This window comes from Erwinia sp. AC075 (genome assembly GCF_979253995.1).
The window spans coordinates 865,375-890,923 of record NZ_CEEDEU010000001.1; the positions used below are offsets into that span (position 1 = coordinate 865,375).

Here is a 25,549-nt window from a genome sequence, read left to right on the forward strand (position 1 = left end):
TATGGAACCTGTCAACGCTCTCATCGTAAGCGCAGCCCTGGCCTGGACCGGGCAAATAGCACTGGGCTGGCTGCAGATCAACCGCTTCAATCGCGCACTTACGGCCCTCTCAGGCTACGGGGTTGTAAAAATTGGCCGCTCAACAGGCCGCTTTAAACCCCGGGTGGTGCTGGCCCTTGCCATTAGCGAGCAGGGGGTTATAACAAACAATTTTGTTATGAAAGGGTTTACGGTTTTCTCACGCCCTTACGCAGAAGCAACGCTTAATGGCATCCGACTGGATGAAATACGTTCCGAAGTCATATTTCCTGCAAATAAGATGCTGCAGGAGGCACTGACGTTAGCCATTTCAAATAGAAGATGATAGCTTTCATTATGAAAGAATATTCCTTTACATCGCGAGTTTCAAAGTCGGGGATGGTCAGGGAATTCGGCAAATGAAAGGACATACTTATGAAACCGATACAGCGTCAGGCGTTAATTCTGGATTATTTACAGCAGAACGGCCGCACTACTGTAGATGCGCTTATTGCTCACTTTAATACTACCGGAACAACCATCAGGAAGGATCTCACGCGGCTCCAGCAGGAGGGGGCTGTAATCCGAACCTATGGCGGGGTGATGCTAAACCGCGATGAGGGGGACCAGCCGATTGACAGAAAAACGCTCATTAATACGGAAAAGAAAAAGCGGATTGCAGGACGCGCCGCAGCGTTCATCAGTGAAGGCGACTCGCTGATATTTGACGCCGGCAGCACCGTTCTCCAAATGGTGCCGCACCTTGCGCGCTTCAACAACATTACGATCATGACTAACAGCCTGAGTATCGTTAATGAACTGGTTGAGTTGAACAACGATCAGGTGATCCTCATGCCGGGCGGCACTTTCCGTAAGACATCGGCCTCTTTTCACGGCAGCCTGGCTGAGTCTGCTTTCAGTAAATTCAGTTTTGATACCCTGTTTATTGGTGCAGATGGTGTTGATCTGACTGCTGGCGTGACCACATTTAATGAGGTGTTTGCTGTCAGCCAGGCCATGTGCCAGGCAGCAAAAAAAATCGTGCTACTCGTGGACTCTTCCAAGTTTGGCCGCCGCAGCCCGAATGTGGTGTGCAGCCTTGACGTTGTAGATGTGTTAATCACTGATAATGATATAGGTGACGACATTCTGGCGCAGTTCAGGGAAAAAGGCATTGAGGTCATCATCGCCGGAGAGGAATAATTTATGAAAGATCTGATACTCACAGCAGCCAGGAAGACGATTGAAACCGAACTCCACGAAGCAGCACGCCTGACTGAACGGCTGGACGATGAATTTTATCAGGCCTGCAGACGAATACATCTCTGCGAGGGGAAAGTGATCGTCAGCGGAATCGGGAAGTCAGGCCATATCGGACGTAAAATCGCTGCCACGCTGGCCAGCACCGGTACGCCGGCTTTTTATGTTCATCCTGCCGAAGCCCTGCATGGCGATCTCGGTATGATTGCTGCCGGGGATGTCGTTATTCTGATTTCGTATTCCGGCTACGCCGCAGAGTTTCGCCTTATGGTGCCGTTACTTAAGGATCTCCCGGTCAGCATCATCGCGTTTACCGGCAATCCCTCTTCGCCGCTGGGTGAAGGAGCCGATCATTGCATCAATATTCACGTCAGCAAAGAAGCCTGTCCTCTCGGACTTGCGCCAACATCTTCGGCAGTTAATACGCTGATCATGGGCGACGCCATGGCAATAGCACTGATGCGGGCACGTAACTTCAGTGAACATGATTACGCCCGGACGCATCCTGCCGGAAGCCTTGGCACACGGCTGTTGTGCCGGGTGGAAAATATTATGCGCACTGAGGAGAGAATTCCGCGGGTAAATCAGTCTGCAACCGTGCATGACGCACTGTTTGAGCTGACGCGTACCGGGCTGGGTCTTGTTGCCGTAACGGCCGATGACCGGAAGCTGGCGGGAATTTTTACTGATGGAGATTTGCGCAGGTGGTTGCTGAAGGACGGTTCACTCCGCGCGCAAATTAAGGATGCAATGACCTCACCCGGCCTGAGTTTATCTGCAGGTCAGCACGCTGTTGAGGCGCTGGCTTTATTTCAGCAACATAAAATATCTGCAGCACCCGTGACGTCTGATGCGGGACGGGTTATCGGTGCCATTAACGCGCATGATATTCGCGAAGCTGGGATCTGATCTTCTTGCAGATTTTTACAAAAAATGAAAAAAGCCGTGTGTGCGAAATCGAAAACCGAAGCTAGCGGTGCATTATTTTCATTAATGATTAAAGTCCGCGCGCCGGCCAGAGTCGCATCCAATACATAATTCACCGTCCGGCTTCATGTGCCGTCAATGTGATTACTTATCCAGTCGGTCAGCCTTTCAATATGTGCCGCCGCCTCAAGTCCCTGAGCGGTGAGCGCATATTCAGTATGAGGCGGTAAAACGGGATAAACCTTTCTCTGGACCAGTGACGTGCTTTCAAGTTCCTTCAGCGTTTTTATCAACATTCTTTCGTTAATTCCGCCCATTTTACGTTTCAGCTCTCCAAAACGATGAGTACCATCCAGCAGGATTATCAGCGTCAGGGTTCCCCACCTGCTTGTCAGGTGACTGAGCAGCCTTCTGGAAGGACACGTCGCATCAAATATTTCACCGTTACGTAACCGGGTCGCAAGCACATTTTTTTTTACTTCAGCAGGTTCAGAGAATACAGACATTTTTGTAGGTACTTATCCTGGACGTTAAAGAGGGCTAAAGTCATAGTTTACTCTATCCGATACGGGGAAAACCTTCACGATGAAAGCTGTACTCCTTGGCAATGAAGCGGGCGTAGATAATATCGCCTTTACAGACGTTACCGATCCGGGCCAGCCAGGCAAAGGTGAAATACGCGTCCGCATTCATAATATCTCGCTTAACTTTCACGATTACAACGTCGCTGCGGGTATCCTGCCAGCGCAGGCGGGTCGTATCCTGATGTCTGACGGCGCTGGAACCGTCGAAAGCGTCGGAGAAGGCGTCACAGATTTTCAATCCGGGGATGCGGTGGTATCCACATTTTTTCCCGACTGGGACAAAGGAGAGTGTCCACTCGCCGGTTTCAGCCGAACGCCCGGAGACGGCATTGATGGATATGCCACGGAATACGTTGTCCGTCCCGCCCGTTTCTTCACGCATTCCCCCGCAGGATGGACGCATGCCGAGGCGTCAACGCTCCCTACCGCAGCACTGACGGCCTGGCGGGCGTTGATTACCGAAGGCGATCTGCGCCCGGGGGAAGATGTTCTTATCCTGGGCACCGGGGGCGTATCCGTTTTTGCCCTGCAGCTGGCAAAAATGACCGGAGCCCGGGTCTGGGGCACGTCTTCCTCTGAAGAAAAAATGGCCTGGCTGCGTGATCAGGGTGTTGCCGGTGTCGTTAATTACCGTAAAGAGCCGCATTGGGGTAAAAAAATCTTCGAGCTCACCGGTGGACGGGGGGTTGATCATGTAATTGAAATTGGCGGCCCCGGTACGCTGGCTCAGTCAATTGCCGCAGCGCGCATAGGCGGCCGGATTACGCTTATTGGCGTATTTACCGGCATTGCGGGAGAAGTCCCGACGGCGGCAATAATGGGCAAGCAGCTAACCGTACGGGGCATCACCGTTGGAAGTCGTGAGCATCAGAAAGAGATGATCCGCGCCTTTGAAGCCTCTGATGTACGTCCCGTAATTGATAAAGTTTTGCCGCTCGGGGAACTGCAGGACGCATTTCGGCATCAGCTTGCCGGTAAGCACACGGGTAAAATTGTCATAGAAATTTAACAAATCAGGCCAGCGGAAGCTGGCTTTTTTTTGCACAAAAATTCCTGGTGGGAATTGCTCTGCCATTTGTCCCGGCACTGACGAAAGAGAACGCATCGGATGAAGACAAAGCTGATGCCAGTCTTATAGACGGCATTCTGAACATAGCGCTTTGCCTGTTGGGTGAGGGATAAGCGTAAATGCGATGGTGCTTCTGCCAGTGATGAAGGTAATAAAATAGGGATAGGCTATTCATCGGATCACAGGATCTGCGTAACGGATGCTACGCTTACGACCCGTGTTCAGGACAAGAGGAATGAGATGATCTGGCTGATTGTGAAGTATGCGGTAACCGCAGGAATGATAGTGCTTATCTCCGAGGCGGCAAAACGAAGCGACCGGTTGGGCGGTCTGTTGGCGGCATTGCCACTGGTGACCGTTTTGGTGCTGATATGGATGAAGCTTGAGGGGCAAACCCAAGAGAAAATAGCGAATCATGCATGGTACACATTTTGGTATGTCGTCCCGACACTGCCCATGTTTCTTTGCTTTCCCTTCATTTTTCAGCGGTGGGGATTCTGGGTCGCGCTGCTGGCCTCCTGCCTTATGACCGTGCTGCTTTTTTGGGGATATGCGCTGTTACTTCGCCGCTTTGGTATTGAGCTGATGTGAACCCCGTGTGGGGGTGTTCCTGTTATTTATGTGTGATTTTACCTGCTATCGCCTCTGGCAGGCTGCTGCGCTGACGGAACCATGCTGCAAAGAAGCCGGTGATAATGCATAACTCGGCGATATCCCCGCCATAATACATCCACAGTGCGGCCGCCTGAATTTCCTCAGGAGATGCTGAGGTCCCAAGAGGGTAGCCGTATCCGTACATTAATTTTCCAAGAACACCATGAGCCGCTGTGGCCAGGAAAATGACTATCAGCCTTACGGACCTCGGCGGGCGATGGGGAGCAGGATCGGGCCCTGCGACAGACCAGGTAAAAAGATACCCGGAGAGAACAAAATGCAGATGGATAAAAACAAACAGGAAAGGGCTGGTCATCGTCAGCCCAAAAAGCGGGGTGAGATAAAGAAGATACATACCGCCAATATCCAGGAAAGCAGCGGTTATCGGGTGGATTAAAAAACGGACCGGGCGCGTGCGGAGAATATTCATAATGACGCGTGTAATTTTCGCGGGAGCACAGCGCATCAACAGCGATCCGGGCGCACCAAAAACCAGGCCCAGAGGACCAAACATTCCCAGAAAAAGATGCTGTATCATGTGACCGCGTAAATCGTGATGAGCCCAATCAGCCACAGGCGGCAATACGGATACCACGATTAACACTATGCCGGCCGTGAAGCTGGCTGTACGCCACGTGCTCCAGCGGGCGGTGCCACGTATTCTGACGGCGGCCAGAAGATAAAGACAGAGCAGTACGGCAGGCATAATGACCAAAAGAACGAACAACATCGGGGAGTGGGGCACATCTGCGTGATGCATTGCTGGCTCCACGGGTTACGTTCCCGCCTGCAGTTCAGCCGTGCGCGCCCGGCGATAGATAATGAAACCCGCCAGCAATAAAAGCAGACCCGCCGCGTTCCAGATAAGGTCGTAGAGGAGAACATTGTCCACGTAACGGATCTGATGAATCCTGAGCAGCTTGTGATCCACAATCCCGTCAAAAAGCTGAAACGCTCCCATCCCCAAAAAGAAGCCTGCCCATGCTGCTGTCCGGTTAAGCTTTCTGCGGCTACGCAGATCGGCAAACATAAAAAAGCCGAGGACAAACAATATCAGCTCAGCTGAATGCAGTAACCCATCTGAGAACAGGCCAAAAGCGGGTGTTTCCCAGTCAAAAAAGTGATGCCAGGCCAGAATCTGATGAAATATCACTTCGTCTATCGCTGCCATCATACCAACGCCAAGCGGAAGCGTGGCCGTCAATGAACGTTTAAGATCGGATTGAATTGCTGGGGTCAACGTTGGCACTACTCACTCCTGAATAAAGAAAATTTTACTTAAGAAGCGTAGCTGAAAATGAGGGGGTCCCGATGGCTCTCCGGCATAGGCCTCTTTCCGGCCCTGCATCTGCCCTGCAAACAATTTTTATGCTTTTCATCCGGCAGGTGACGGCATCAGCCCGGCTGACGAAGCCTGCCCCAGAGTCACATGGGGCGGGCAGCCCGCTTACAGGCGGTTACCGGCCTCGACCAGTCCGTTATAGGATTTTAAAACGCGCATCGGTGAACCTGATACCATCCAGCCCGAATTGCCGCTTGCTTTCAGCAGACTCTGCTCACCCGTGCTGTAAGGTGTTTTATCGCGAATCCGACGCATGCGATCCTTGCAGTCTTTCAGGAAGGTTCCGGCATTATCCTGAAAGATGGACCAGGTTAATGGCTTGCCCGCTTCGCTGGCCGTTGCCTTTTCTGCCTCAGTCAGCAACGTACTGTAAGCATCAATCGCTTTTGTCATCTGTGCCACGTCGGGAGCAGGGGAGGTAAACAGGGTCGCCAGCGCCTTGGCCTGCGTGACTAATGCCAGGCGGTAGTAGCGACTATGCCGGCCCTCAGACTTCTCAATTTCAACCAGTTGCGCAGCCACGACTTCATTGTTCTCTTTTTCAACTTCAGCACCGAACTGGTCGCTGGATTTCATAAAGCGGTCAAACGCCTTCATGAGTGGCGGATGCATTTGCTTGCCTTTCGCGAAGCCATCATCCTTGTAATCTTCCTGACTGTAGTAAAGGTGAGCCTGCGAAACCAGCGGCTGCAATGTCGTTAAATCCGCCAGATACTGTGTTGCTGCAGCATCCAGCGCCGGTAACGCCGGTTTCGCCTTCGATGCCTGGTTGATGGCTTTAGTGCAGCTCTCCAGTTCGTAAGGCGTGACCTCGCCCAGTACGTTGACGTTGCGCTCTTTGCCGGTTGGCCCCTTTTCAGCATTCGCCATCCAGCTCACATAGCGCAGGGCACTGTCGCGAACCGATCCATCCGTAGTGTTAAAGCAACCCACATAGGCGTTTAATTTTGTGGTGAGTTGCGCAGCGGTATCCTCCGCAACAGCCTGGGGTTGACTCTGCGGGGCTGGCTTTGCATCTGCTTTGTCACTGTTGTCGCATGCTGTCAGCGGCAGCACAAGGGCAGTCACCAGCATCCCGGGTATCATGGCCCTGCTTGCTCTTTTAAACACAATCGTTCCTTTATTTATGCGGTTAGAAATACAGGTTGGGAATTGATGTCCGCATCGGCTCCCTTTCCAGCTGCGATGAGGGAGCCGATGACAAACGGGTTATGCGCGTTGCGTCGCTTCCGACGATTCTTCTTTCAGTAACGCCCTGACTGTCTGATGACGATGCCAGTAATAGCCGAGGCTGTTTTTAAAGGCTTCAATCTCCTTTTTCAGGCCCGGCAGACGGATCTCACTGCGTTTTTTCCCCTGCGAGTTTCGCTGCACATGTTGCACGTAGAGCTTATCCCGGCCGAAGCTACGAATAACGTTGATGTTTTTAACGTTATCCCACTCCAGCACTTCGCCGGTTTTCGGCGCCACGATGCCCTGCCAGGTGATGACGATCTGCGAGCCATCTTTCAGGGTATAAGGAACATTGGGGAAATGCTTCAGCACCAGCGCGGTTTCCATTTCACCGTCAGGCTGATAGCGCCAGGCCAGGCTCTCTTCATGCACTGAGGAGAAGTCGCGTTCATATTTCTGCCACAACTGCTGTTCCATCTCGTCGGCAACCGGCATCAGATCGACCCAGCTCTGTGCCGGGAAATCGGCGGCGATCGCGGCATAGTCAGCTTCGTTAATCTCATACCCTACGTTGCGCATCCTTTCCGCCAGCGGCGGGTGTGAATCAAACGGGTGCGGCACATTCTGCTCACGGATGACGCTGATAAAGTCCGGAGAGGCGACATGTTCAGGCAGACCTGCAGCAATAGCGCTACTGATCCCCAGTTCATTTTCGTGCAGCGTTTGGTTATTAAAGAAGTTTCGCTCAACTTCATTCCGGTAGCTGGCATACGCAGACACTTTGATCAGTGATTCGATAATCGCGGCAGGGGAGACCAGCGTTGATGCATTGCGATCCGCGACAAACTCACGTTCACGGCTGTTACGCTGCCACGCCAGCTCAAACAGCATGCGATAAAGATAGAGCGGATAGAAGACGATCAGCGTGGCCAGATTCTGACCCATCAGCTGCATATAGAGATCAAACCGGTGCAGCTTCGGTCCCAGTAATGCGCCGGAGGCGGTGTCGCCTTCATGGAGGTGAGTCAGTTCATGGACCATCACGCCATCAGCCTGCGCAACGGTGAGCTGACGCAGGAGTGGAATACTGACATAGAGCTTACGGCCGGTGAGCGGATTCCCATTCACGTTCAGCGGGGCTTCGGTCACGTAGAAGTTGGTGTCGATACCCGCAACAATATGATCGGGTGGCGTGGTGCCCACTCTGGCGGCCAGCATATCAATCTGTGACCAGAGTGCCGGGGCCGCTTCGCGGGTCACGACTTCGCCTTCAATACTCTCTTCCGGTGGGAGTTTTTTGAAGATGCCTTTAATCATGTAATACATACCGGCCAGCACCAGCAGTCCTACCGCCATCACCAGTTTTGGATAGTAGGTTTGCGTGAAGAAGGCGGTGCCCCAGAATGAGAGCCATACCAGCATGCCGCCCTGCACCATGACTTCCAGCGAACAGGCCAGCATCAGGAACTTGCGGGCGAGCGCCAGACTGATTACCTGTCCCTGGCGGCTTTTAAAGGCCAGCGCACTGAACAGCAGCACCATCAGCAGGACAACGCCGCTACCGATCAGCGTCCAGAATGCCACTTTATCCATCATGTAGAACTGCCACAGTTCGGATTGCGGTGCACAGACGGCGTTTTTGTAATCCTGCAGATTTTCATCTACCGGGCCGCAGACACTGGAAGGCGGGTTCTGCTGCAGAAACGCCTGAAGTTTGCCCGTATCCTGATGTTGTTCCCGCGCATCGTTCATGAAGATTTGCGTGTATTGCTGATCAAGTTGGGTGTTGCCATATTCAGCAAAAAACAGGGTAATGACGGGGACGAGAAACAGTGTGAATAGCAGCCAGAAAAATACCTTTAGATAACCCTTTTTCAATTCCGTTAATGTATTCAAAATAATAACTTCCTGCATGTCTGTGAAAGGGAGAAGCTGCTGCTATCAGGAAATTCCGAAAAGAATAGCCTGGCCCCGATTAAACGGTGCGGAAGCATTTATGCGAGCTTCACGATATTATAATTATTGCATAGCGATTATAAGCCAGATTGGTGCTGATGCCATACAGGGCGTTAAAACCCTGACCCAGACCAATATCGAGATATTTTGGATAAGCTATAGCCATTGTCGAAAAAAACACGGATAGGGCAGAATAAACAACTGCCATAATTAAAATCAGTGTAATATTTCTCTTCCAGAGGCCGAGCGCAAACAAATAAATCGGGCCGAAAAAACAGTCGTGTAAAATAAATCCATCAAATCAGTAAGGTGAAAATTGCCCAGGCTGGACATCTCCTGTGCTGGATGGCATTTATATTAGCACCAAAGAAAATATCGCCACAATGATAAAAATATGTTAATTTTCAAAAAAATTATTCCTCATTCCTCACACCTTAGAAGGATATAAAGATGATCGCATGGAGCGGAGTGGGTTTTTTCGTCGCAGTATTAATTTCTGCCGCCTATCTCCTGTGTAAATGGCTGTTAGATATTTATTACTATGACGGTTTCTTTGTCGCGCATCTATGGGCGACAGGGGCTACGCTGATAGTTTCTGCCCTTTTCTGTGCGGCCTTTGTCTGGGTGCTCCGGCAGGAAAAATGGCTGGACTCCATTGCACAGGCAACGAAAAGCCAGCCAATGATGGCCCCCGAAAAAACCCATAACTTCTTTTTTATTCCCGTTCTCTACTGGCCGATTATTCTGTTTCTGCTCGGCTCAGGGATCTGTCTCTACGATCTGACCCGATAACCCCCTTACATCACTGATACAGGCCATACTGATGCTGTATCAGCGAAATGGAAATATCATCAATACGCAGGAGTTCATCGTGAAATTAAGAAAATCATTAAATATCGTGGGTGCAATCTGCCTGGCAACTGCCATCGGCGGAACCTCCCTGATGGCATCCGCAGCTGAGACAGCACCAGCCGCAGCCACGCAGACTGAGACGCTTGCTTTGCTGGATGGAAAGCAGACGTTCAAACTGCAGGGCTATATAAAGCAGCCTGTTCCGGGCGGCGGACCGGGAACAATGTATGTTAACAAGCCGGAAAAACGCGTGTTGATCATTGGCGAAGAAGATATCCCGGTAATTGCTCGCGGTGGCAGTGACGCTGATTTTCTCAACGGCATGAAGTCAATTAAAGACAAGCAGAAGCAGGCTTCACCTTCTTATAAGGTGATCAGTGAGAAAACTGAAAATGCCAACGGTTTGTCGGTCTACCATATCGAAGCCACTGACAAGATGGGGGGTAACGATGTGCAGCAGGCCACTCTGCTGGCGGTCGCTGACAAAAAATTCACCGTCATTCAGGTGATTTCAAACCACAAAGATAAGGCTGGTCACCTGAAAGCGGTTAACAATATTCTCGGTAAATAAGGCGTGAGTAGATTAGGCTGCATCAGCGCCATCACCCAACCGTCACCGCAGCGACATAAATCCTTCATTCCTATCCGCTAGCGTACTGCCATTCAGATTCTCGGATTGCGGATGCATGAGCCACCTCTCGCTTCACCATATTCATAAAGCCTGGGGCGAAAAAATCGCCCTGAATGACATCAGTTTTGAGGCGGCACAGGGCAGTTTTGTTGCGCTGCTGGGGCCATCGGGCTGCGGAAAATCGACCTTATTGCGTACCATCGCCGGACTGGAAACCGCCGATCGCGGCGCCATCCAGTTTAATCATGCCGACATCACCCCTCTGCCACCGTCGCAGCGCAAGCTGTCGATGGTGTTTCAATCCTATGCGCTGTTTCCTCACCTTAACGTGCGCGAAAACCTGCTATTTGGCTTAAAAGCGCGGGGCGAAGAGAAACAGTCGTTTGCTCAGCGCCTGGCGGATGTCAGTAAGTTAATGGAGCTGGATACGCTGCTGGATCGCCTGCCGTCGCAGCTTTCCGGCGGCCAGCAGCAGCGCGTGGCGTTGGGCAGGGCGGTGATCGCTAACAACACGCTGTGCCTGATGGATGAGCCACTGTCGAATCTGGATGCCAAGCTGCGGCAAAGCATGCGCCGTGAAATCCGCGCGCTGCAGAAGAAACTCGGTCTGACCATGCTGTACGTGACCCACGATCAAACCGAAGCCATGAGCATGGCCGACAGCATTATTCTGCTTAACGATGGCCATATTGAGCAACATGGCACGCCGGACGAACTTTATAACCATCCCGCCAGCGTGTTCGCCGCGCAGTTTATTGGCGCGCCGCCGATGAATATCCTGCCGCTGCAACGCAACGGTAGCCATCATTACCTCATGCCTCTCACGCAGCCGGTGGTCGAATACCCCGAGGCCACGCTCAGTCTGGGATTACGTGCCGAAGATATCCAGCTTATCCCCGCTGCACAGGCGGCCCTGACCGCGCGCGTAGAGAGCGCCGAATATATGGGTGCCGATACCTTACTGGTGTGCAGGCTTGCGGGCCTCGACGTGTCGCTGACGGTCAAAGTTCCCGGCATGCAGCGCTTCGCCGAGGGCAGCGACGTCGGCTTGCAGTGGTCCGCCGCACGGCAATACCTCTTTCACCGCGAAAGCGGTAAGCGCTGCGAACACGCCGAACAACAGATGTTTGCCTCACAAAAAAAATACGCCATTTAACCGTTGTCATTTGCCCAAGGGAAAATCATGTCTGCAATTCGTTACTCACGCCTGTCCTCTGTTGTCTTGCTCGCGATGGCCACCTCAGCGTTCGCTGCCGATCCGGTCAAGCTGCAAATGTATTATCCGATCGCGGTGGGTGGCAAAGTCAGCCACACCGTCGATACGCTGGTGGCGGACTTCGAAAAAACGCACCCGGATGTGAGTATTCAGCCGGTGTATACCGGTGACTATGCGACGACCGTGACCAAAGCGCTGACCGCTTTTCGCGGCGGTAATGCGCCACAGATGGCGGTGATTGGTGATATTGAGGCGTATTCACTGATTGATGCCGGGGCGATTGTCGCGGCCAGCGATCTGGCGCAGGGCGAGGAAGGCAAAAAATGGATCGACGGTTTCTATCCCGCCTTTCTGCGCCACATCGACGGTAAGGTGTGGGGCGTGCCGTTCCAGCGTTCAACCGTGGTGATGTACTGGAACAAGCAGGCGTTTGAGAAAGCCCGTTTGAACGCCGATACGCCGCCCGCCAACTGGCAGCAGGTGGTGGAATTCAGTAAGAAACTGACCCTCAAAGATGCTAACGGCGTCAGCCAGTGGGGTATCGAGATCCCGTCCACGCCAAACGGTTACTGGAACTTCCAGGGACTGTCGGCCACCAACGGCGGACGTCTGGATAACGGCAAGGGCACTGCGGTTCACTTCAATACGCCGGGCAACGTTGAAACGCTGCAATGGCTGACCGATCTGGGGCAGAAAGAACAGGTTTCTCCAAAGGGAGCAATTGCATGGGGCACGACGCCGCAGGACTTTATCAGCGGCAAAACCGCGATGATGGTGACCACCACCGGCAACCTGACCAACGTGCGTGATAATGCGAAGTTCCCGTTTGGCGTGGCGATGCTGCCTGAGAAAACCCAGCGCGGTAGCCCAACCGGCGGCGGCAATCTGTATGTCTTTAAAAACACCTCACCAGAACAGCAAAAAGCCGCGATGGAATTCATCCGCTGGGTAACGTCGCCAGAGCAGGCTGCACGCTGGAGTATCGCCACCGGTTATGTCGCCACCTCGGCGGCGGCGTGGGATACCCAGGTGATGAAGGATTACGTTAAGCAGGTCCCGCAGGCCTTAGTGGCGCGTGAGCAGCTGAAGTATGCCCAGCCAGAACTGTCGACTTATAACAGCGTGCAGATTCAGGATGCGCTGAATCACGCGGTGGAAGCGGCGGTGACGCAGGCGAAAACGCCAGCTGATGCGCTGGCCGGCGCGCAGAAACAAGCCGATCGTCTGCTGAAGTCATACCAATAACGATGAGCGTCATTCTCACCGTCGCACCGGTTCACCGTCCCCGGTTATGGACGATGCAGCTGTATGGCTATCTGCTGATCTTGCCAGCACTCAGCTTTTTGCTGCTGTTTACCCATTATCCGGCGGTCGCGACCGTGTGGGAAAGCCTGTTCAGCGCGGCGCGCAACGGTCATCCGGCCCAGTTTGTCGGGCTGGATAACTACCTTGCGCTGCTGGATGACGACATCTTTATCCAGTCTCTGCGCAATAACCTGCTGTATGCGCTGATTACCATTCCGCTGGCGGTCACGCTGGCGCTGCTAATGGCGCTGGCGGTCAACCGGCAGATGCGCGCCACTGCGCTGGTTCGTACCGCCTTCTTTATTCCCTCGCTGCTGCCGATGATCGCCATCGCCAACCTGTGGCTGTTTTTCTACACGCCGCAGCTCGGCTTGCTGAATAAGCTGCTGGCGCTGTTTTCGCTACCGGCGGTTAACTGGCTCGGCGAACCGCAAAGCGCGCTCTACTGCCTGATGGCGGTTTCGGTATGGCGCGAAGCGGGTTTCTTTATGATTTTTTATCTTGCCGCGCTGCAGCAAATCGATCCGCGACTCGGTGAAGCTGCGGCGATAGAAGGGGCTTCGCGCCGCTACTTCTTCCGCCGGGTACAGTGGCCGCTGCTGATGCCGACCACGCTGTTTGTGCTGATCAATGCTTCGATGAATGCGTTCCGCATTGTGGATCAGGTGATCGCCATGACCAACGGTGGCCCGAACAACAGCAGCAGTTTGCTGCTATTTTACATCTATCGCACCGCCTTCAGCTTCTGGGATATGCCTGCCGCCGCCGCGATGACGGTGGTGCTGCTGGTGATCCTGGCCGCCATTGCGCTGCTGAAATTCAACCTGCTGGACAAGCGAGCCCATTACCAATGACGCCGACACTCTCATTTGGTCGTTTATGCCTGAATACGGTCATAGTCCTCGCGGCGTTGCTGTGGTTTTTACCGATTCTGGTGGCGTTTTGGGTGGCGATTCATCCGGCGTCGGAACAGGCCAGTTTTTCATTGCTTTCTCCGTTGACGCTGCAGAACTTCGTGGATGCCTGGCACGCCGCGCCGTTTGCCCGCTACTTTCTCAATACCGGCCTGCTGGTGCTGATGATTGTGGTGGTGCAGCTGGTGCTGGCAACGATGGCGGCTTACGCGCTGGTGCGTTTTCGCCTGAAATTCGCCGGGGTGATCTTTGCGCTGATCCTGCTGCAGTTGATGATCAGTCCGGATGTGCTGATCCTGAATAACTATAAAACCATCGGCGCGCTGGGACTGCGTGACACGCTGACCGGCATCGCGCTGCCGTATTTCTCCTCGGCGTTCGCCATCTTTTTACTGCGACAAACCTTTAAAAGTATTCCGCTGGTGCTGGAAGAGGCGGCGATTGTTGAAGGTGCCAGCCGCTTTTATATTCTGCGCAAGATTTACATCCCGCTGGCGAGGCCGATTTATGTCGCCTTTACGCTGGTGTCGATCAGCTTCCACTGGAACGATTTCCTCTGGCCGCTAGTGATTACCGATTCGGTAAACGTGCGGCCGCTGACCGTCGGCCTGCAGCTTTTTTCCGCGCCAGAGCAGGGTGTGCAATGGGCGCTGGTCAGTGCGGCCACCCTGATGACCACCTTACCGCTGCTGGTGCTGTTCCTGATTTTTCAGCGTCAGTTTATTCAATCGTTTATGCGTGCTGGAATTCGCTAAGGAGTGCTTGTTGTGTCTTATCCGCATTCACTGAACCCGTTACAGCGAGAGCTGTTAGGGGATGTCGCCAGGCTATATGCCTTGCCCAACGTGCGTTCTGCGCCGCTCAACAGCACCTTACGGTTTGGTTTGATTGCCGATCCGCAATATGCCGACATTGACGCCGATATCGCCAAGAATCTGTACTATCGCCATGCGCTCCAAAAGTTGCCGCAGGCGATTGAGGCACTCAACCGGCAGCCGCTGGATTTTGTCGTCACGCTGGGTGATTTGGTCGATCGTGATTGGGAAAGTTTCGCGGCGATCCTGCCGGTTTATGAACGCCTTCACCATCCGCATGCGGTGGTGCTGGGCAATCACGATGCGCAGACCCTTACCCAGCACCTCAACGACGCCGCCGCGCTGCCGAAAAGCTATTACGCCTTTGGGCTGCAAGGCTGGCGTTTTATTGTTTATGACGGCAACGATATCAGCCTCTACTGCAACGCGCTGAACGGCGACGATCGCGCGCAGGCGGAGGCGATGCTCGCCGACCTCAGCGAACGGCAACAGCCGCAGGCCAAACCCTGGAATGGTGCGGTAGGGCAGCAACAGCTCAAATGGATTGAGCAGCAGTTGCAGGAAGCTCAGCGGCAAGGGGAAAACGTGGTGGTATTTGGCCACTATCCGCTGGCTCCGCACAACAGCCATAATTTGCTGAACGGGGGGGAACTGGCCGAGTTATTTGCTGCTTACCGTGTGAAAGGCTGTTTCTCGGGGCACGATCATCGCGGTGGCTATGCCCGTATTGGCGAAACCGGCTTTTACACCCTGAAAGGCATGCTGGATGGCGCCGATACGGTGCCCTTTGCAGTGGTGGAAATCGAAGGGGATACGTTGCGCGTCACCGGTTACGGCGGTGAAACCGGTCATCTGTTTCCACCGGGCTGATGCTGAATAACGGGCTAAATGATCGCCACTGCATGCCAGTCAGTCTCCGAACGATCTGAGAAGCTGACTGGCAGAGGATCCGTTATCTGCATACTGATACGCCAGCAGTGAATCGGGAAGGATCCAGAGTGCGAAATGATCAACAGTGCTCTCAGGATTATTCAATGATGAACAGCCCTCATAGGGCTATTCAGTGAACAACGCTAATGTCCTGAAACCTTTTATATTATCTTTATGAGAGTTAATTAAAAAAAGGTAGCGCTATGATGAACAGCACAGATTCCCTTAATCCAGGCCAGCGCGCGATTATTCCGATTGCGGCTTTCACTGCCAAAGGCGATCTCTCTTCTTTGGCGGCCGCGTTAGATAATGGATTGAATGCCGGATTAACGATTAATGAGATAAAAGAAGTTCTGCTGCAAATGTATGCCTACACAGGCTTTCCCAGAAGCCTGAATGGCATTACTGCTTTCATGAACGTCGTCAATGACCGCGAGGCTGCAGGCAAATTGGATTCGCAGGGGACAGACCCGTCTCCTGCCAGTGCCGATAAATCGCGTGCGGAGGTGGGGGCAGAGATTCAGACGTTAATCGCGGGCCGTGTTTTAAAAGCCGAAAAAGGAAACTTTATTGCGTTTCTGCCTGAGATAAACGTCTTCCTTCAGGAGCATCTGTTCGCTGATGTTATTTCCCGGGATAACCTGAGCTTACAGGATCGGGAGATTGCAACAATTGCGGCACTGACAGCATTGGGTGGCGTGGAAGCACAGCTTAAATCGCATCTGGCTGGCGGTTTGAATGTGGGGCTGTCTCAGCAACAGATCGGCGCGTTATTCACTGAATACGGTAACAGCGTAAATAACAGCGAAGGCCAGCGTGGTGAAGCGCTACTGGCTGAGGTTCTGCTTAGCCGGGCAGCCGATTAGCCTGCTTTTTGTCGTTAAACGAATGGCAGTTAAACAGGCTGCCATTCTTGTTATCCTTTATATCTTACGGCTTCAATAAGCTTCGAAAATGCGGCCGTATGTTGTTTTCGGCTGGGATAATACAGGTAATAGCCGCTAAAAGGTTCGCACCATTCATCCAGCAGACTTTCCAGTCGACCTTCATTAATATGATGCTGAACGGTGTCCTCCGGCACACAGGCAATGCCCATACCCGATAACGCCGCATCAATTCGTGAGGCAAGATTATTGAAAATAAGCTGTCCTTCAACTTTAACCCGGATCTCTTTTCCATCTTTGCTGAACTCCCAGCTATACAGACCGCCCAGCGTTGGAAGCCGCATATTCATGCAGTTGTGATCCTGAAGCTGATAGGGTGTTTCAGGCCGGCCATATTTCGCCAGATAGTCCGGCGAGGCAACAACCGCCATGCGCCAGTTGGGACCTATTCTTACCGCCACCATATCTTTTTCAATCGACTCGCCCAACCTGACGCCTGCATCGAAGCGGCCACTGACAATATCTGTCAGCGTGTTATCGACCGATAATTCAACTTTTACTTCGGGATACGCCTGTAAAAATGGCTTTAACAGCGGCCAGAGTGTCGATGACAATGCATGCTCACCCGCGGTGATACGAATGTTTCCCGAGACAGAACCGACATTATCGGTGATGTGCAGTAAGGCTTTTTCAATATCCGCAATCAGCGGACCCACGCTGTCGATTAATCTTTCGCCTGCTTCTGTCGCTGCCACGCTACGCGTCGTACGCGTCAGCAAACGGGTTTGCAATCGTTCTTCTAAGCCGCGAATGGAATGACTTAGCGCCGATTGAGAAACGCCTAATTTAGCGGCTGCGCGCGTAAAGCTTTTCTCTTTAGAGACCATCACTAAGTAAATGAGATCGTTGAAATTTTCTTTGAGCATAGTCAGCCTTGTGCAAGCGTGGGTGGGACCCGGTCAGTATCCTCTATTTTGTCGGGTGGTTTTTATGAATTTTACTCATAGGTGCTTTTCGATTATTGACTCTAATCGTCACGCCACAGGTTTGCTACAGTCATTGCACGCTATACACATTGAATAAGGAACGTCGCATGTTGAAAATTATCCCTAACGGCTCAGTGCCGTCTAACAAAGGCCCGGAGCAATATTTTACCGGTACGGTTCGCATTGATGCGCCGTTCAGTGGCACCGAATCCGCGCGCGTTGGCGGTGCAACCGTGACCTTTGAACCGGGTGCACGCACTGCCTGGCACACCCATCCACTCGGTCAAACGCTGATCGTCACCCACGGTCAGGGCTGGATCCAGTGTGAAGGGGAAGACACCGTGGTGATGAATCAGGGTGACATCATTTTCATTCCTGAAGGCGTGAAACACTGGCATGGCGCCACGCCAGATAACGCCATGACCCACATTGCGATTGCCGAATCACTGAATGGCAGCCCGGTAGAATGGCTGGAAAAAGTGACCGACGAGCAATACAAAAAATAACGATTTAAGCACAGCGCGCCGGCAGAATATTGCCGGCAGGCAGTTTGAGAAACTTATATGGATGACGCAGCTCAGCGTTTGAAGTCCTTTACCGTAAAGTCGTCCGGCATGACGTTTGTTATTATTCTAAGTGCCTTAATGGCCTTTACCTCGTTATCTACCGATATCTATCTGCCCGCCATGCCGATAATGGCAAATGAACTGCACGGCGACGCTGAACTGACCATTACCGGTTTTTTAATCGGTTTTTGTATTGCTCAGCTGATCTGGGGGCCGTTAAGCGATCATTTTGGCCGTAAAAAACCACTGTTTGTCGGTCTGGTGCTGTTTATTATTGGCTCGATCGGCTGTGCGCTCTCTACCGACATCACGCAGATCGTTTTCTGGCGCGTGTTCCAGGCGCTGGGGGCCTGCACCGGTCCGATGCTGGCTCGCGCCATGATCCGCGACCTGTTTGGTCGTACCCGTGCCGCGCAAATGCTGTCGACGCTGATGGTGATGATGGCTATCGCGCCGATTGCCGGGCCGCTGATCGGCGGGCAGATGATCAGGGTCACCTCGTGGCACAGTATTTTTTGGCTGCTGGCGGTGATTGGCTGCGTCATGCTGATAGTTATTTGCTGGCTGCCTGAAACCTTACCGGAAGATAAAAGGGTCAAAGCCTCTTTACCGGGCGCCTTCAGCAATTATTATCTGCTGCTGAAGAATACCCAATTTATGCGTTTTACCTTATGCGTGACGTTTTATTATGTCGCTGCCTATGCGTTTATTACCGGTTCTCCGTTTGTCTATATCACTTACTTCCACGTCGATCCGCAGCACTATGGCTGGCTATTTGCCGTTAACGTTGTCGGGCTAATGGGGGTAAGTATGCTTAACCGAAAGTGGGTTCACCGCTATCCGTTAGCGTTACTGCTTAAAATTGCGACCGTAATTGCTGCGTTGGCCGCTGTGCTTCTCGCCGTCTGTGCCCGCTTTGAAGTCGGCGGGATCGTGATGGTTATTCTGCCGGTGTTCGTCTTCTTTTCCATGAACGGCATTATCGCCGCCACCTCCACCGCGTCGGCGATGGATGCCGTGCCCAACGTTGCCGGTTCCGCATCAGCCCTGATTGGATCGCTTCAGTATGGCAGCGGCATTATCTCGTCAATACTGCTGGCCTTACTCAGCGACGGCACGTCCTGGACCATGGGCTGGATAATTGCAGCTTTCACCCTGGCGGCGGCGGTCATGGCGCTATCCGTCAAGGCAGATAAATAGTCTGCCCATTAGCTGCGTGCAATGATTAATGCACGCAGCTAATAACCCCTTGCTGATTACGCCCTCTAATCGAATCAATCCCATCAGGTTATGCTGACTCCTGAACGCACTCAAGCAGAGTGGCATGGCGCGTGAGGGAATGGCTGTCCAGCCGCAAACTCGACGTCTAATCACACAGAATGAAACCAGAGGAGAGAGAAATGCAAAAACGTTATTTGGGCAACTCAAAACTTGATGTTTCAGCGCTGGGGCTGGGCTGTATGGGCCTCAGCCACGGCTATGGTCCGGCGACGGAGTCGCGTCAGGCTGTGGAACTTATTCGCGCGGCGGTAGAGCGTGGCGTCACCTTCTTCGACACCGCAGAGGTTTATGGACCCTACCTCAATGAAGAGGTGGTTGGCGAGGCGTTAAAGCCTTATCGCGATCGGGTAGTCATCGCCACTAAATTTGGCTTTACCTTTGGCAATGACAACAAGCAGCAGATCCTCAACAGTCGCCCGGAACATATCCGCGAAGCCGTTGAAGGCTCGCTGCGCCGTCTGAAAACCGACGTCATCGATCTGCTTTATCAGCACCGTGTCGATCCCGACGTGCCGATTGAAGATGTGGCGGGAACGGTCAAGGATCTGATCGCCGAAGGTAAGGTAAAACACTTTGGCTTGTCAGAGGCTGGCGCGAAAACCATTCGTCGTGCGCACGCCGTACAGCCGGTCACCGCGCTGCAAAGCGAATACTCCATGTGGTGGCGTGAGCCGGAGCAGGAAATTCTGCCACTGCTGGAGGAGCTGGGGATTGGCTTTGTGCCGTTCAGCCCGTTAGGAAAAGGCTTCTTAACCGGCGCGATTAAACCGGGCACCACCTTTGGCGAAGATGACTTCCGCAGCAAAGTGCCGCGTTTTGCTGCCGAAGCGATGGCCGCCAATGAAAAGCTGGTGACGCTGCTGGGCCATCTTGCCGCAGAGAAGGGCGTGTCCTCGGCGCAGATTGCGCTGGCATGGCTGCTGGCACAAAAGCCGTGGATTGTGCCTATTCCGGGGACCACCAAGCTCCATCGCCTGGAGGAGAATCTGGCCGCGGCGGATATTGTTCTGTCGGGTGAGGAGATGCATAAGCTGACTCAGGCGCTGGAAACCATCAAAGTGATCGGCGAACGCTATCCCGCCGCATTACAGGCGAGAGTCGGCGGCTAATCTCAACCTACGGCACGTTTAAACGCTCACTCAGGCGGCGAGAGCAGGAGCATCGCCGCTGATATCGCCGCAAAGGTCAGCAAAGCAGGTACCACGCCGGTGCCTGCAGAGAGCAGGCCAAATAACACCGATCCCGCAACCTGACCTGCGGCCAGCGCGAAGAAAACCGCCGCCACGCCGGTGGCGGGCGCGTTGTTTGTCACCGCAACCCCACTCACCAGTAAAACGCCGGACAGCGTGACGTATCCTGCGCCGCAACAGGCCACCGCCAGGAACAGCCACCCGTGCATCTGCTGACTCACGGCCAGCAATACCAGCGGCGCGGCCATCGCCAGTTGCGAAAGACGGTAAACCTGCCTCATGCCAATGCGCTCAGCCAGCGGACCGGTTAGCGCCCCCATCACTCCCGCACCACCTCCGACCAGCCACAGCAGATTGACGGTACCGGCTTCGACATGAATATGATGACGCAATACATCCGGGCCAAAATTCCACCAGGCGGCGCTGGCTATGCCGCTGAAGAAGGCGATCAGCATCAGGTTTAGCATGGCGCGTTGCAGCAGCGTTTCACGCCAGCCGGGCTTAGTTTCGCGGGCCGTAGTTTGCCCACGCGGCACGTAGCGCAGGATCGCCGGCAGGCAAGCCAGGGCAAAAAGGGTGAAGACAAGACAGGCCGCGCGCCAGCCTTCCGGCAGAAAGTACAGTACCGGCACGGATAAGATAATCCCGGCGCTGGTGCCGGAATTAATGATGGTATTCATCATTGGCTGCGTCTCAGGATCAACCACCTGGTCCACTGCGGCGGCCAGCGAAGGGGAAGCTAAGCCCGGACTCAGACCGGCGATAAACAGCCCGGCTGCCAGCATCGCGGGGGATCCGGCGACGGCAATCACCGCCAGTCCTGCCGCGGCGCAGCAGGCCGCAGCTGCCGCCATCAGTCGCGGGCTAAACCGATCGTCCAGCACAGACGAAGCCACAATGGCCAGACAGTAAGCAGCAAAGCTACAGGCCGAGATAACGCCCGCCATTTGCGGGCTGAAGGGGATATCGACAATCACCTCGGGCAGCATCAGCCCCCAGGAGAAGCGCGCCATGCCGTAGGTGACGGCAATCAGCGAAGTGCCGGCGATGCCCAGCGCGACCGTTTTCATCGGTGGGTGCCGCTGGCGGTAAGCAGCGCTGCCGCCTCACCGGCGCGAAAGGCGGCTTCAGGCCCGGCGACCAGCGCCGCGGTAATCGCCCCTTCAAACAGCATCCAGATGGCATCCGCCAGCACTTCGCGATGCTGACCGGGCATATTGCGTACGCAGGCCGTGATGTATTCACGCATCTCGTAGCGATAATCCAGTGCCAGCGCCGACAGCCAGACGTCCTGCTCGGCATATTCTCCCCACGCCTTCAGGAAGAAACAGCCGGACGTGCCGTAATCCTGCATCCAGCTGCCGAGCACGCTAAACAGCTGCGCGATCGCCGCCGGATCTTCCGCTGGAAGCAGCGCCGCAGAGAAGCGATCTTTCCGGGCATTCATCACCGCCTCGGTCAGCAGCTCCCGCGAAGGAAAGTAGCGATACAGCGTGCGGGTGGAGACGCTGGCTTCGCTGCATATTCTGTCGGTGCTGGTGGCATGAAAACCGTTGCTGTAGAACAGCCGCTCGGCGGCGTTCAGGATGTCCTGTTTCTTTTTCATCCTCTAAAAGTAAACCGATCGTTTTACTTTTGCAAATCAGCCTTGGAAAAAGTCACTCAGCTCGCGGGCAATCGCTTCGGGCTGTTCTTCCGGCAGGAAATGGCCGCAATAAGGGACCACAACGCCGGTGACATCTGCTGCAAACGGGCGCAACGGTGCTGCCATATCGGGGATCGAGCCCTGCTCGGCGCTGATGGCGAGGATTGGCATGCTTAACTTGCCGTTAGCCTGTAATTCCCGGTTTTGCTGTGCGGACAGGGCGGCGGAACGGTAGTAGGCGAGGCCCGCGCGTAATCCACCGCTTTTCATCAGAATGCGCAAATACTCATCCATGTCAGTTTCAGAGAAAACGTCAGGGCAGGCGGTTTTGCGCTTCAGGAACCACTCCAGGTAGACGCGCTCATTTCCTGCGATCAGCGCTTCGGGCAGGTCCGGGATAACGTGAAAGGCGAAGTGCCAGGTTTTCCAGGCGGCATCCGGCGTCACGGGCAGGGCATCCGGCAGGGTGATCCCCGGAATACCGGCATCCAGCAAGGCCAGGCGCTTAACCTCGTCGCCGTATAAGGCGGCATAAGGCCAGGCTACCCAGGCACCCACATCGTGCGCGGCGAGGTAATAGCGGCTGATAGCCAGTGAGCTGAGCAGTCCGTGCACCTTTGTCGCCAGCGATCGGGTGTCATAACCCGTTTCCGGTCGATCCGAATCGCCCTGGCCCGGCAGATCCGGCGCAATAATGCGGTAGGTCGATGCCAGTCGCGCCATTACCTGTCGCCATGCAAACCAGCTTTGCGGGAAGCCCGCCAGCAGCACGAGGGTTTCGCCCTGCGGATTGCCGCCGCTGACATAATGCAGTCTGACCCCATCAACGTTGGCATAGCGATGCACAAAACCGGGAAGGGTGCTGTCAGCAAAAGTCGTGGGTTCGGCCTCGGTGCGGCGGGGCAGGACGCTTTCTGTTGTTGGCTGTTTCATCGTGGACCTCTTCAGTGATTGCCTGCGGGCTGGCAGGCAGGTTGATTAGGAAATGAATGCTTCCTAAATGGGTAAATTTTTTAATCGAGCAGCTTCATCGCCAGCGTGATGGTGGCTTCGTGGTCGCTGATATTTTGCATCTTACCGACGATACGCATGCCAAAAATCAGGCATAAAATCAGTTCTGCTGCGGTCTCCACCGCCAGGCTACTGGATACCGAGCCATCCTGCTGGCCCTGGCTTAACAGTGAGGTCAGCAGGCTTTTATTACGCATCACCGCCTGACGAACCAGTTCTGACAACGCCTCGTCCAGTACCTGCAATTCGGTGGCGCTGCCGACCACCAGGCAGCCACGTCTTCCTTCAACATCCTGAGCCGATTCCAGATAGAAGCGCAGTAGCTCAGCCAGTTTCTCGCGGCCGGTGGTGAACAGTGCCAGACGCTCGCGCAGCGCGCTGTTACGCAATGAGGTGTAACGCTCAAAGACCTGCAGGAAGAGCGTACGTTTATCCTTAAACGCCTTATAGATGCTGCCTGCGGTCAGGTTCATCGCCTCGCTCAAATCCGCAATCGAGGCGGCGTGGAAGCCTTTTTCCCGGAACACCAGCATGGCGTTATCCAGCGCCAGGTCGGTATCAAACTCTCGTGGGCGGCCGCGCTCTTTGCTGTGCTGCGGCAGAAGGGATGCGTTGTTCATAATAATCCAATAAGGGAACGATTGTTTCCAAAATGCCAGAAAGCGGGATAACTGGCAAGAGAGTTCTCGCTCAGCAGCCCATCGCGCATTATTCTGATATTCACCTCGTCAGTCTCAGGAGAAGCTCGTGGTTATACCTATTGCGATACCGGATGATTACCAGCGGGCAACCGCTCAGCTTGATTTCCTGCACGATAATCCGGCCTTCCAGTGCCGCGCGCTGGGCGACCTGGCGGACGATCCGCATGCCAGCGAGGTGCTGGCGACGGCTCAGGCGCTGATTTTGATCCGCGAGCGAACGCAGATTGATGCGGCGTTTCTGCGGCGAACTCCGCAACTTAAAGCGATCAGCCAGACGGGCAAAGTGGCGCGTAATATCGATCTGGCCGCCTGCCAGCGGGCTGGCGTGGCGGTGGTGGAAGGAACCGGCTCGCCGGTGGCGCCGGCAGAACTGACCTGGCTGCTGATCATGGCTTCCCGCCGTAAGCTGGTGTCCTCGGTGAATGCTATGGCCGCCGGACGCTGGCAAACGGAGATCGGCAGGGCGGTTAACCGGCAAACTCTCGGCATTCTTGGCTACGGCAAAATTGGCAAGCTGATTGCCGGTTATGCCCGCGCTTTCAATATGCAGGTGCAGGTATGGGGCAGCGAACGCGCCCGCGAGGAAGCGCGGCGCGATGGTCACAGCGTGCCCGCCGATCGCACCGCCTTGTTTGCCACCAGCGATATCCTCTCTGTCCACCTGCGACTGGTCGGGGCCACCGAAGCCAGTATCACCCAGGCCGATCTGCTGGCGATGAAACCGGATGCGCTGTTTGTGAATACCAGCCGGGCTGAGCTGGTCGCGCCGGGCGCGCTACTGCATGCGCTGGGTCAGGGACGTCCGGGCTTTGCCGCGCTGGATGTCTACGAGCAGGAGCCGGTGTACGATCCTGCCTCGCCGCTGTTGCAGATGCCAAATGTGCTCTGCACGCCGCACCTCGGTTACGTCGAGCAGGCCAGCTACGAGGCCTATTTTCGCGTGGCGTTCGACAACCTCACCCGCTTTTTTGCCGGCGATCGGTCACAGGTGATCAACCCCTGAGTTCACTCTCTCAGCGCGCCGCATAAATAATAAAGGTCACCACGCCGAACACGCTCAGCCCGGCTTCGTCGTCTATATCGATGGCGGCGTAGCTGGGATTCATCGGCAGCAGCTTCACCGAAGGGGTCAGCTGCAATTTCTTCAGGGTGAATTCGCCATCAATGGCGGCAATCACCCGATCGCCATGCTGTGGCTTTAACGAGCTGTCTACTACCAGCATATCGCCGTCGTTAATATTGCCCTCGATCATCGAATTTCCCGCCGCGCGGATAAAGTAGGTCGCGCTGGGATGGCTGACCAGCAGTTCATTCAGGTCTATCCGCGATTCCACGTAATCGGCCGCTGGCGAGGGAAACCCGCAGGCGACCCGTTCAACGAACAACGGGATGGTGAGAGGACGCGGAGAAACAACAAGTTGGTGCATGTGCATAATGATGACTCAATGTTACTGTGTTTATATACAGTATTATCAATCCGCGCTGGCAATCAACCGCTGAATCTGCGGAAAAACCTACGCGCTTGTTCTGCTGAGGAATTTAGTTTCTGCCTGAAAAAGCGGGGCGGAATTGCGGCCTGCGTAAATGTAAAAATTAAGTAAAAGATGCGGTCCCTCGCCGCATTCACTGAAGCTTTTTC

At 54.2% G+C, this 25,549-nt stretch carries 29 protein-coding genes; 17 read left to right on the plus strand and 12 right to left on the minus strand.

Features of this window, described 5'->3' with window-relative positions; all coding sequences use genetic code 11:
- Position 1: 1 nt before the first annotated feature.
- The 3 genes from gutM (at position 2) to AC0IXH_RS04040 (ending at position 2,187) form a co-directional block, all read left to right on the plus strand.
- A complete protein-coding gene (gutM, locus tag AC0IXH_RS04030; RefSeq protein WP_338574676.1) occupies positions 2-364 on the plus strand; it encodes a transcriptional regulator GutM in 363 nt (120 codons plus the stop codon).
- Positions 365-453: 89 nt separating this feature from the next.
- Positions 454-1,221: a glucitol operon DNA-binding transcriptional repressor SrlR gene (gene srlR, locus AC0IXH_RS04035; protein ID WP_013202607.1), complete on the plus strand. Its 768-nt coding sequence runs from the start codon at positions 454-456 to the stop codon at positions 1,219-1,221.
- 3 nt (positions 1,222-1,224) lie between these two features.
- Positions 1,225-2,187, plus strand: coding sequence for a KpsF/GutQ family sugar-phosphate isomerase (locus AC0IXH_RS04040; protein WP_471720016.1), 963 nt, complete (start codon positions 1,225-1,227; stop codon positions 2,185-2,187).
- Positions 2,188-2,330: 143 nt separating this feature from the next.
- Here AC0IXH_RS04040 and AC0IXH_RS04045 read toward each other — a convergent pair whose 3' ends face one another.
- Positions 2,331-2,711 carry a winged helix-turn-helix transcriptional regulator gene (locus tag AC0IXH_RS04045; protein ID WP_471720017.1) on the minus strand — a complete coding sequence of 127 codons (381 nt, stop codon included), beginning with the start codon at positions 2,709-2,711 and terminating at the stop codon, positions 2,331-2,333.
- Positions 2,712-2,790: 79 nt separating this feature from the next.
- On the opposite strand from AC0IXH_RS04045, the gene AC0IXH_RS04050 reads away from it, so the two are divergent.
- Positions 2,791-3,798 (plus strand): zinc-dependent alcohol dehydrogenase family protein, encoded by a 1,008-nt coding sequence (locus AC0IXH_RS04050; RefSeq protein WP_471720018.1) that lies wholly within the window; start codon positions 2,791-2,793, stop codon positions 3,796-3,798.
- Between the two features lie 300 nt (positions 3,799-4,098).
- The gene (locus AC0IXH_RS04055; protein ID WP_053142562.1) at positions 4,099-4,449 is read left to right on the plus strand and encodes a DUF3147 family protein; all 351 of its coding nucleotides are present in this window, start codon (positions 4,099-4,101) and stop codon (positions 4,447-4,449) included.
- 22 nt (positions 4,450-4,471) lie between these two features.
- Here AC0IXH_RS04055 and AC0IXH_RS04060 read toward each other — a convergent pair whose 3' ends face one another.
- The 5 genes from AC0IXH_RS04060 to AC0IXH_RS04080 form a co-directional block, all read right to left on the minus strand.
- Complete coding sequence (locus AC0IXH_RS04060) at positions 4,472-5,272, minus strand: cytochrome c oxidase assembly protein (protein ID WP_471720019.1); 801 nt, start codon at positions 5,270-5,272, stop codon at positions 4,472-4,474.
- 15 nt (positions 5,273-5,287) lie between these two features.
- A complete protein-coding gene (locus tag AC0IXH_RS04065) occupies positions 5,288-5,761 on the minus strand; it encodes a DUF2243 domain-containing protein (RefSeq protein ID WP_471720020.1) in 474 nt (157 codons plus the stop codon).
- Positions 5,762-5,959: 198 nt separating this feature from the next.
- On the minus strand, positions 5,960-6,928 hold the full coding sequence (locus AC0IXH_RS04070; RefSeq protein ID WP_031594462.1) for a YiiG family protein: 969 nt from the start codon (positions 6,926-6,928) through the stop codon (positions 5,960-5,962).
- A 135-nt stretch (positions 6,929-7,063) separates the two neighbouring features.
- Positions 7,064-8,941 carry a M48 family metallopeptidase gene (locus tag AC0IXH_RS04075; protein ID WP_013202598.1) on the minus strand — a complete coding sequence of 626 codons (1,878 nt, stop codon included), beginning with the start codon at positions 8,939-8,941 and terminating at the stop codon, positions 7,064-7,066.
- 91 nt (positions 8,942-9,032) lie between these two features.
- Positions 9,033-9,272, minus strand: coding sequence for a DUF2628 domain-containing protein (locus AC0IXH_RS04080; protein WP_081461038.1), 240 nt, complete (start codon positions 9,270-9,272; stop codon positions 9,033-9,035).
- 161 nt (positions 9,273-9,433) lie between these two features.
- On the opposite strand from AC0IXH_RS04080, the gene AC0IXH_RS04085 reads away from it, so the two are divergent.
- From AC0IXH_RS04085 to AC0IXH_RS04120, 8 genes are all read left to right on the plus strand, one after another.
- Entirely contained in the window at positions 9,434-9,775 is a 342-nt protein-coding gene (locus AC0IXH_RS04085; RefSeq protein ID WP_265910750.1) for a hypothetical protein, read from the plus strand.
- Between the two features lie 31 nt (positions 9,776-9,806).
- Positions 9,807-10,406 carry a hypothetical protein gene (locus AC0IXH_RS04090; protein ID WP_471720021.1) on the plus strand — a complete coding sequence of 200 codons (600 nt, stop codon included), beginning with the start codon at positions 9,807-9,809 and terminating at the stop codon, positions 10,404-10,406.
- A 115-nt stretch (positions 10,407-10,521) separates the two neighbouring features.
- Complete coding sequence (locus tag AC0IXH_RS04095; RefSeq protein WP_471720022.1) at positions 10,522-11,622, plus strand: ABC transporter ATP-binding protein; 1,101 nt, start codon at positions 10,522-10,524, stop codon at positions 11,620-11,622.
- Positions 11,623-11,649: 27 nt separating this feature from the next.
- Positions 11,650-12,927 (plus strand): ABC transporter substrate-binding protein, encoded by a 1,278-nt coding sequence (locus AC0IXH_RS04100; protein WP_471720023.1) that lies wholly within the window; start codon positions 11,650-11,652, stop codon positions 12,925-12,927.
- 2 nt (positions 12,928-12,929) lie between these two features.
- The gene (locus tag AC0IXH_RS04105; protein ID WP_471720024.1) at positions 12,930-13,841 is read left to right on the plus strand and encodes a carbohydrate ABC transporter permease; all 912 of its coding nucleotides are present in this window, start codon (positions 12,930-12,932) and stop codon (positions 13,839-13,841) included.
- Positions 13,838-14,656: a carbohydrate ABC transporter permease gene (locus AC0IXH_RS04110; RefSeq protein ID WP_471720025.1), complete on the plus strand. Its 819-nt coding sequence runs from the start codon at positions 13,838-13,840 to the stop codon at positions 14,654-14,656. Before AC0IXH_RS04105 ends, AC0IXH_RS04110 begins: the two co-directional genes overlap by 4 nt.
- Positions 14,657-14,668: 12 nt before the next feature.
- Positions 14,669-15,586: a metallophosphoesterase gene (locus AC0IXH_RS04115; RefSeq protein WP_471720026.1), complete on the plus strand. Its 918-nt coding sequence runs from the start codon at positions 14,669-14,671 to the stop codon at positions 15,584-15,586.
- 266 nt (positions 15,587-15,852) lie between these two features.
- Positions 15,853-16,512: a carboxymuconolactone decarboxylase family protein gene (locus AC0IXH_RS04120; protein WP_041692337.1), complete on the plus strand. Its 660-nt coding sequence runs from the start codon at positions 15,853-15,855 to the stop codon at positions 16,510-16,512.
- A gap of 50 nt (positions 16,513-16,562) precedes the next feature.
- Here the strand turns inward: AC0IXH_RS04120 and AC0IXH_RS04125 are convergent, their stop codons facing one another.
- A complete protein-coding gene (locus AC0IXH_RS04125) occupies positions 16,563-17,456 on the minus strand; it encodes a LysR family transcriptional regulator (RefSeq protein WP_013202588.1) in 894 nt (297 codons plus the stop codon).
- Positions 17,457-17,623: 167 nt separating this feature from the next.
- On the opposite strand from AC0IXH_RS04125, the gene AC0IXH_RS04130 reads away from it, so the two are divergent.
- The 3 genes from AC0IXH_RS04130 to AC0IXH_RS04140 all read left to right on the plus strand — a co-directional run bounded on the left by AC0IXH_RS04130 (position 17,624) and on the right by AC0IXH_RS04140 (position 20,472).
- On the plus strand, positions 17,624-18,022 hold the full coding sequence (locus tag AC0IXH_RS04130; RefSeq protein ID WP_013202585.1) for a (R)-mandelonitrile lyase: 399 nt from the start codon (positions 17,624-17,626) through the stop codon (positions 18,020-18,022).
- A gap of 57 nt (positions 18,023-18,079) precedes the next feature.
- Complete coding sequence (locus AC0IXH_RS04135; protein ID WP_471720027.1) at positions 18,080-19,282, plus strand: multidrug effflux MFS transporter; 1,203 nt, start codon at positions 18,080-18,082, stop codon at positions 19,280-19,282.
- Between the two features lie 200 nt (positions 19,283-19,482).
- Entirely contained in the window at positions 19,483-20,472 is a 990-nt protein-coding gene (locus tag AC0IXH_RS04140; RefSeq protein ID WP_346597525.1) for an aldo/keto reductase, read from the plus strand.
- 26 nt (positions 20,473-20,498) lie between these two features.
- Here the strand turns inward: AC0IXH_RS04140 and AC0IXH_RS04145 are convergent, their stop codons facing one another.
- The 4 genes from AC0IXH_RS04145 to AC0IXH_RS04160 form a co-directional block, all read right to left on the minus strand.
- Entirely contained in the window at positions 20,499-21,623 is a 1,125-nt protein-coding gene (locus AC0IXH_RS04145) for an MFS transporter (RefSeq protein ID WP_471720028.1), read from the minus strand.
- Positions 21,620-22,159 (minus strand): TetR/AcrR family transcriptional regulator, encoded by a 540-nt coding sequence (locus AC0IXH_RS04150; RefSeq protein WP_471720029.1) that lies wholly within the window; start codon positions 22,157-22,159, stop codon positions 21,620-21,622. Before AC0IXH_RS04150 ends, AC0IXH_RS04145 begins: the two co-directional genes overlap by 4 nt.
- A gap of 36 nt (positions 22,160-22,195) precedes the next feature.
- On the minus strand, positions 22,196-23,131 hold the full coding sequence (locus AC0IXH_RS04155) for an alpha/beta fold hydrolase (RefSeq protein WP_471720030.1): 936 nt from the start codon (positions 23,129-23,131) through the stop codon (positions 22,196-22,198).
- 80 nt (positions 23,132-23,211) lie between these two features.
- On the minus strand, positions 23,212-23,829 hold the full coding sequence (locus AC0IXH_RS04160) for a TetR/AcrR family transcriptional regulator (RefSeq protein ID WP_471720031.1): 618 nt from the start codon (positions 23,827-23,829) through the stop codon (positions 23,212-23,214).
- A 127-nt stretch (positions 23,830-23,956) separates the two neighbouring features.
- Between AC0IXH_RS04160 and AC0IXH_RS04165 the strand changes: the two genes are divergently transcribed.
- Positions 23,957-24,913, plus strand: a complete 957-nt coding sequence (locus AC0IXH_RS04165) for a D-2-hydroxyacid dehydrogenase family protein (RefSeq protein WP_471720032.1) — start codon at positions 23,957-23,959, stop codon at positions 24,911-24,913.
- 10 nt (positions 24,914-24,923) lie between these two features.
- Here AC0IXH_RS04165 and umuD read toward each other — a convergent pair whose 3' ends face one another.
- Positions 24,924-25,343, minus strand: coding sequence for a translesion error-prone DNA polymerase V autoproteolytic subunit (gene umuD, locus AC0IXH_RS04170; protein WP_013202564.1), 420 nt, complete (start codon positions 25,341-25,343; stop codon positions 24,924-24,926).
- Positions 25,344-25,549: the final 206 nt, after the last annotated feature.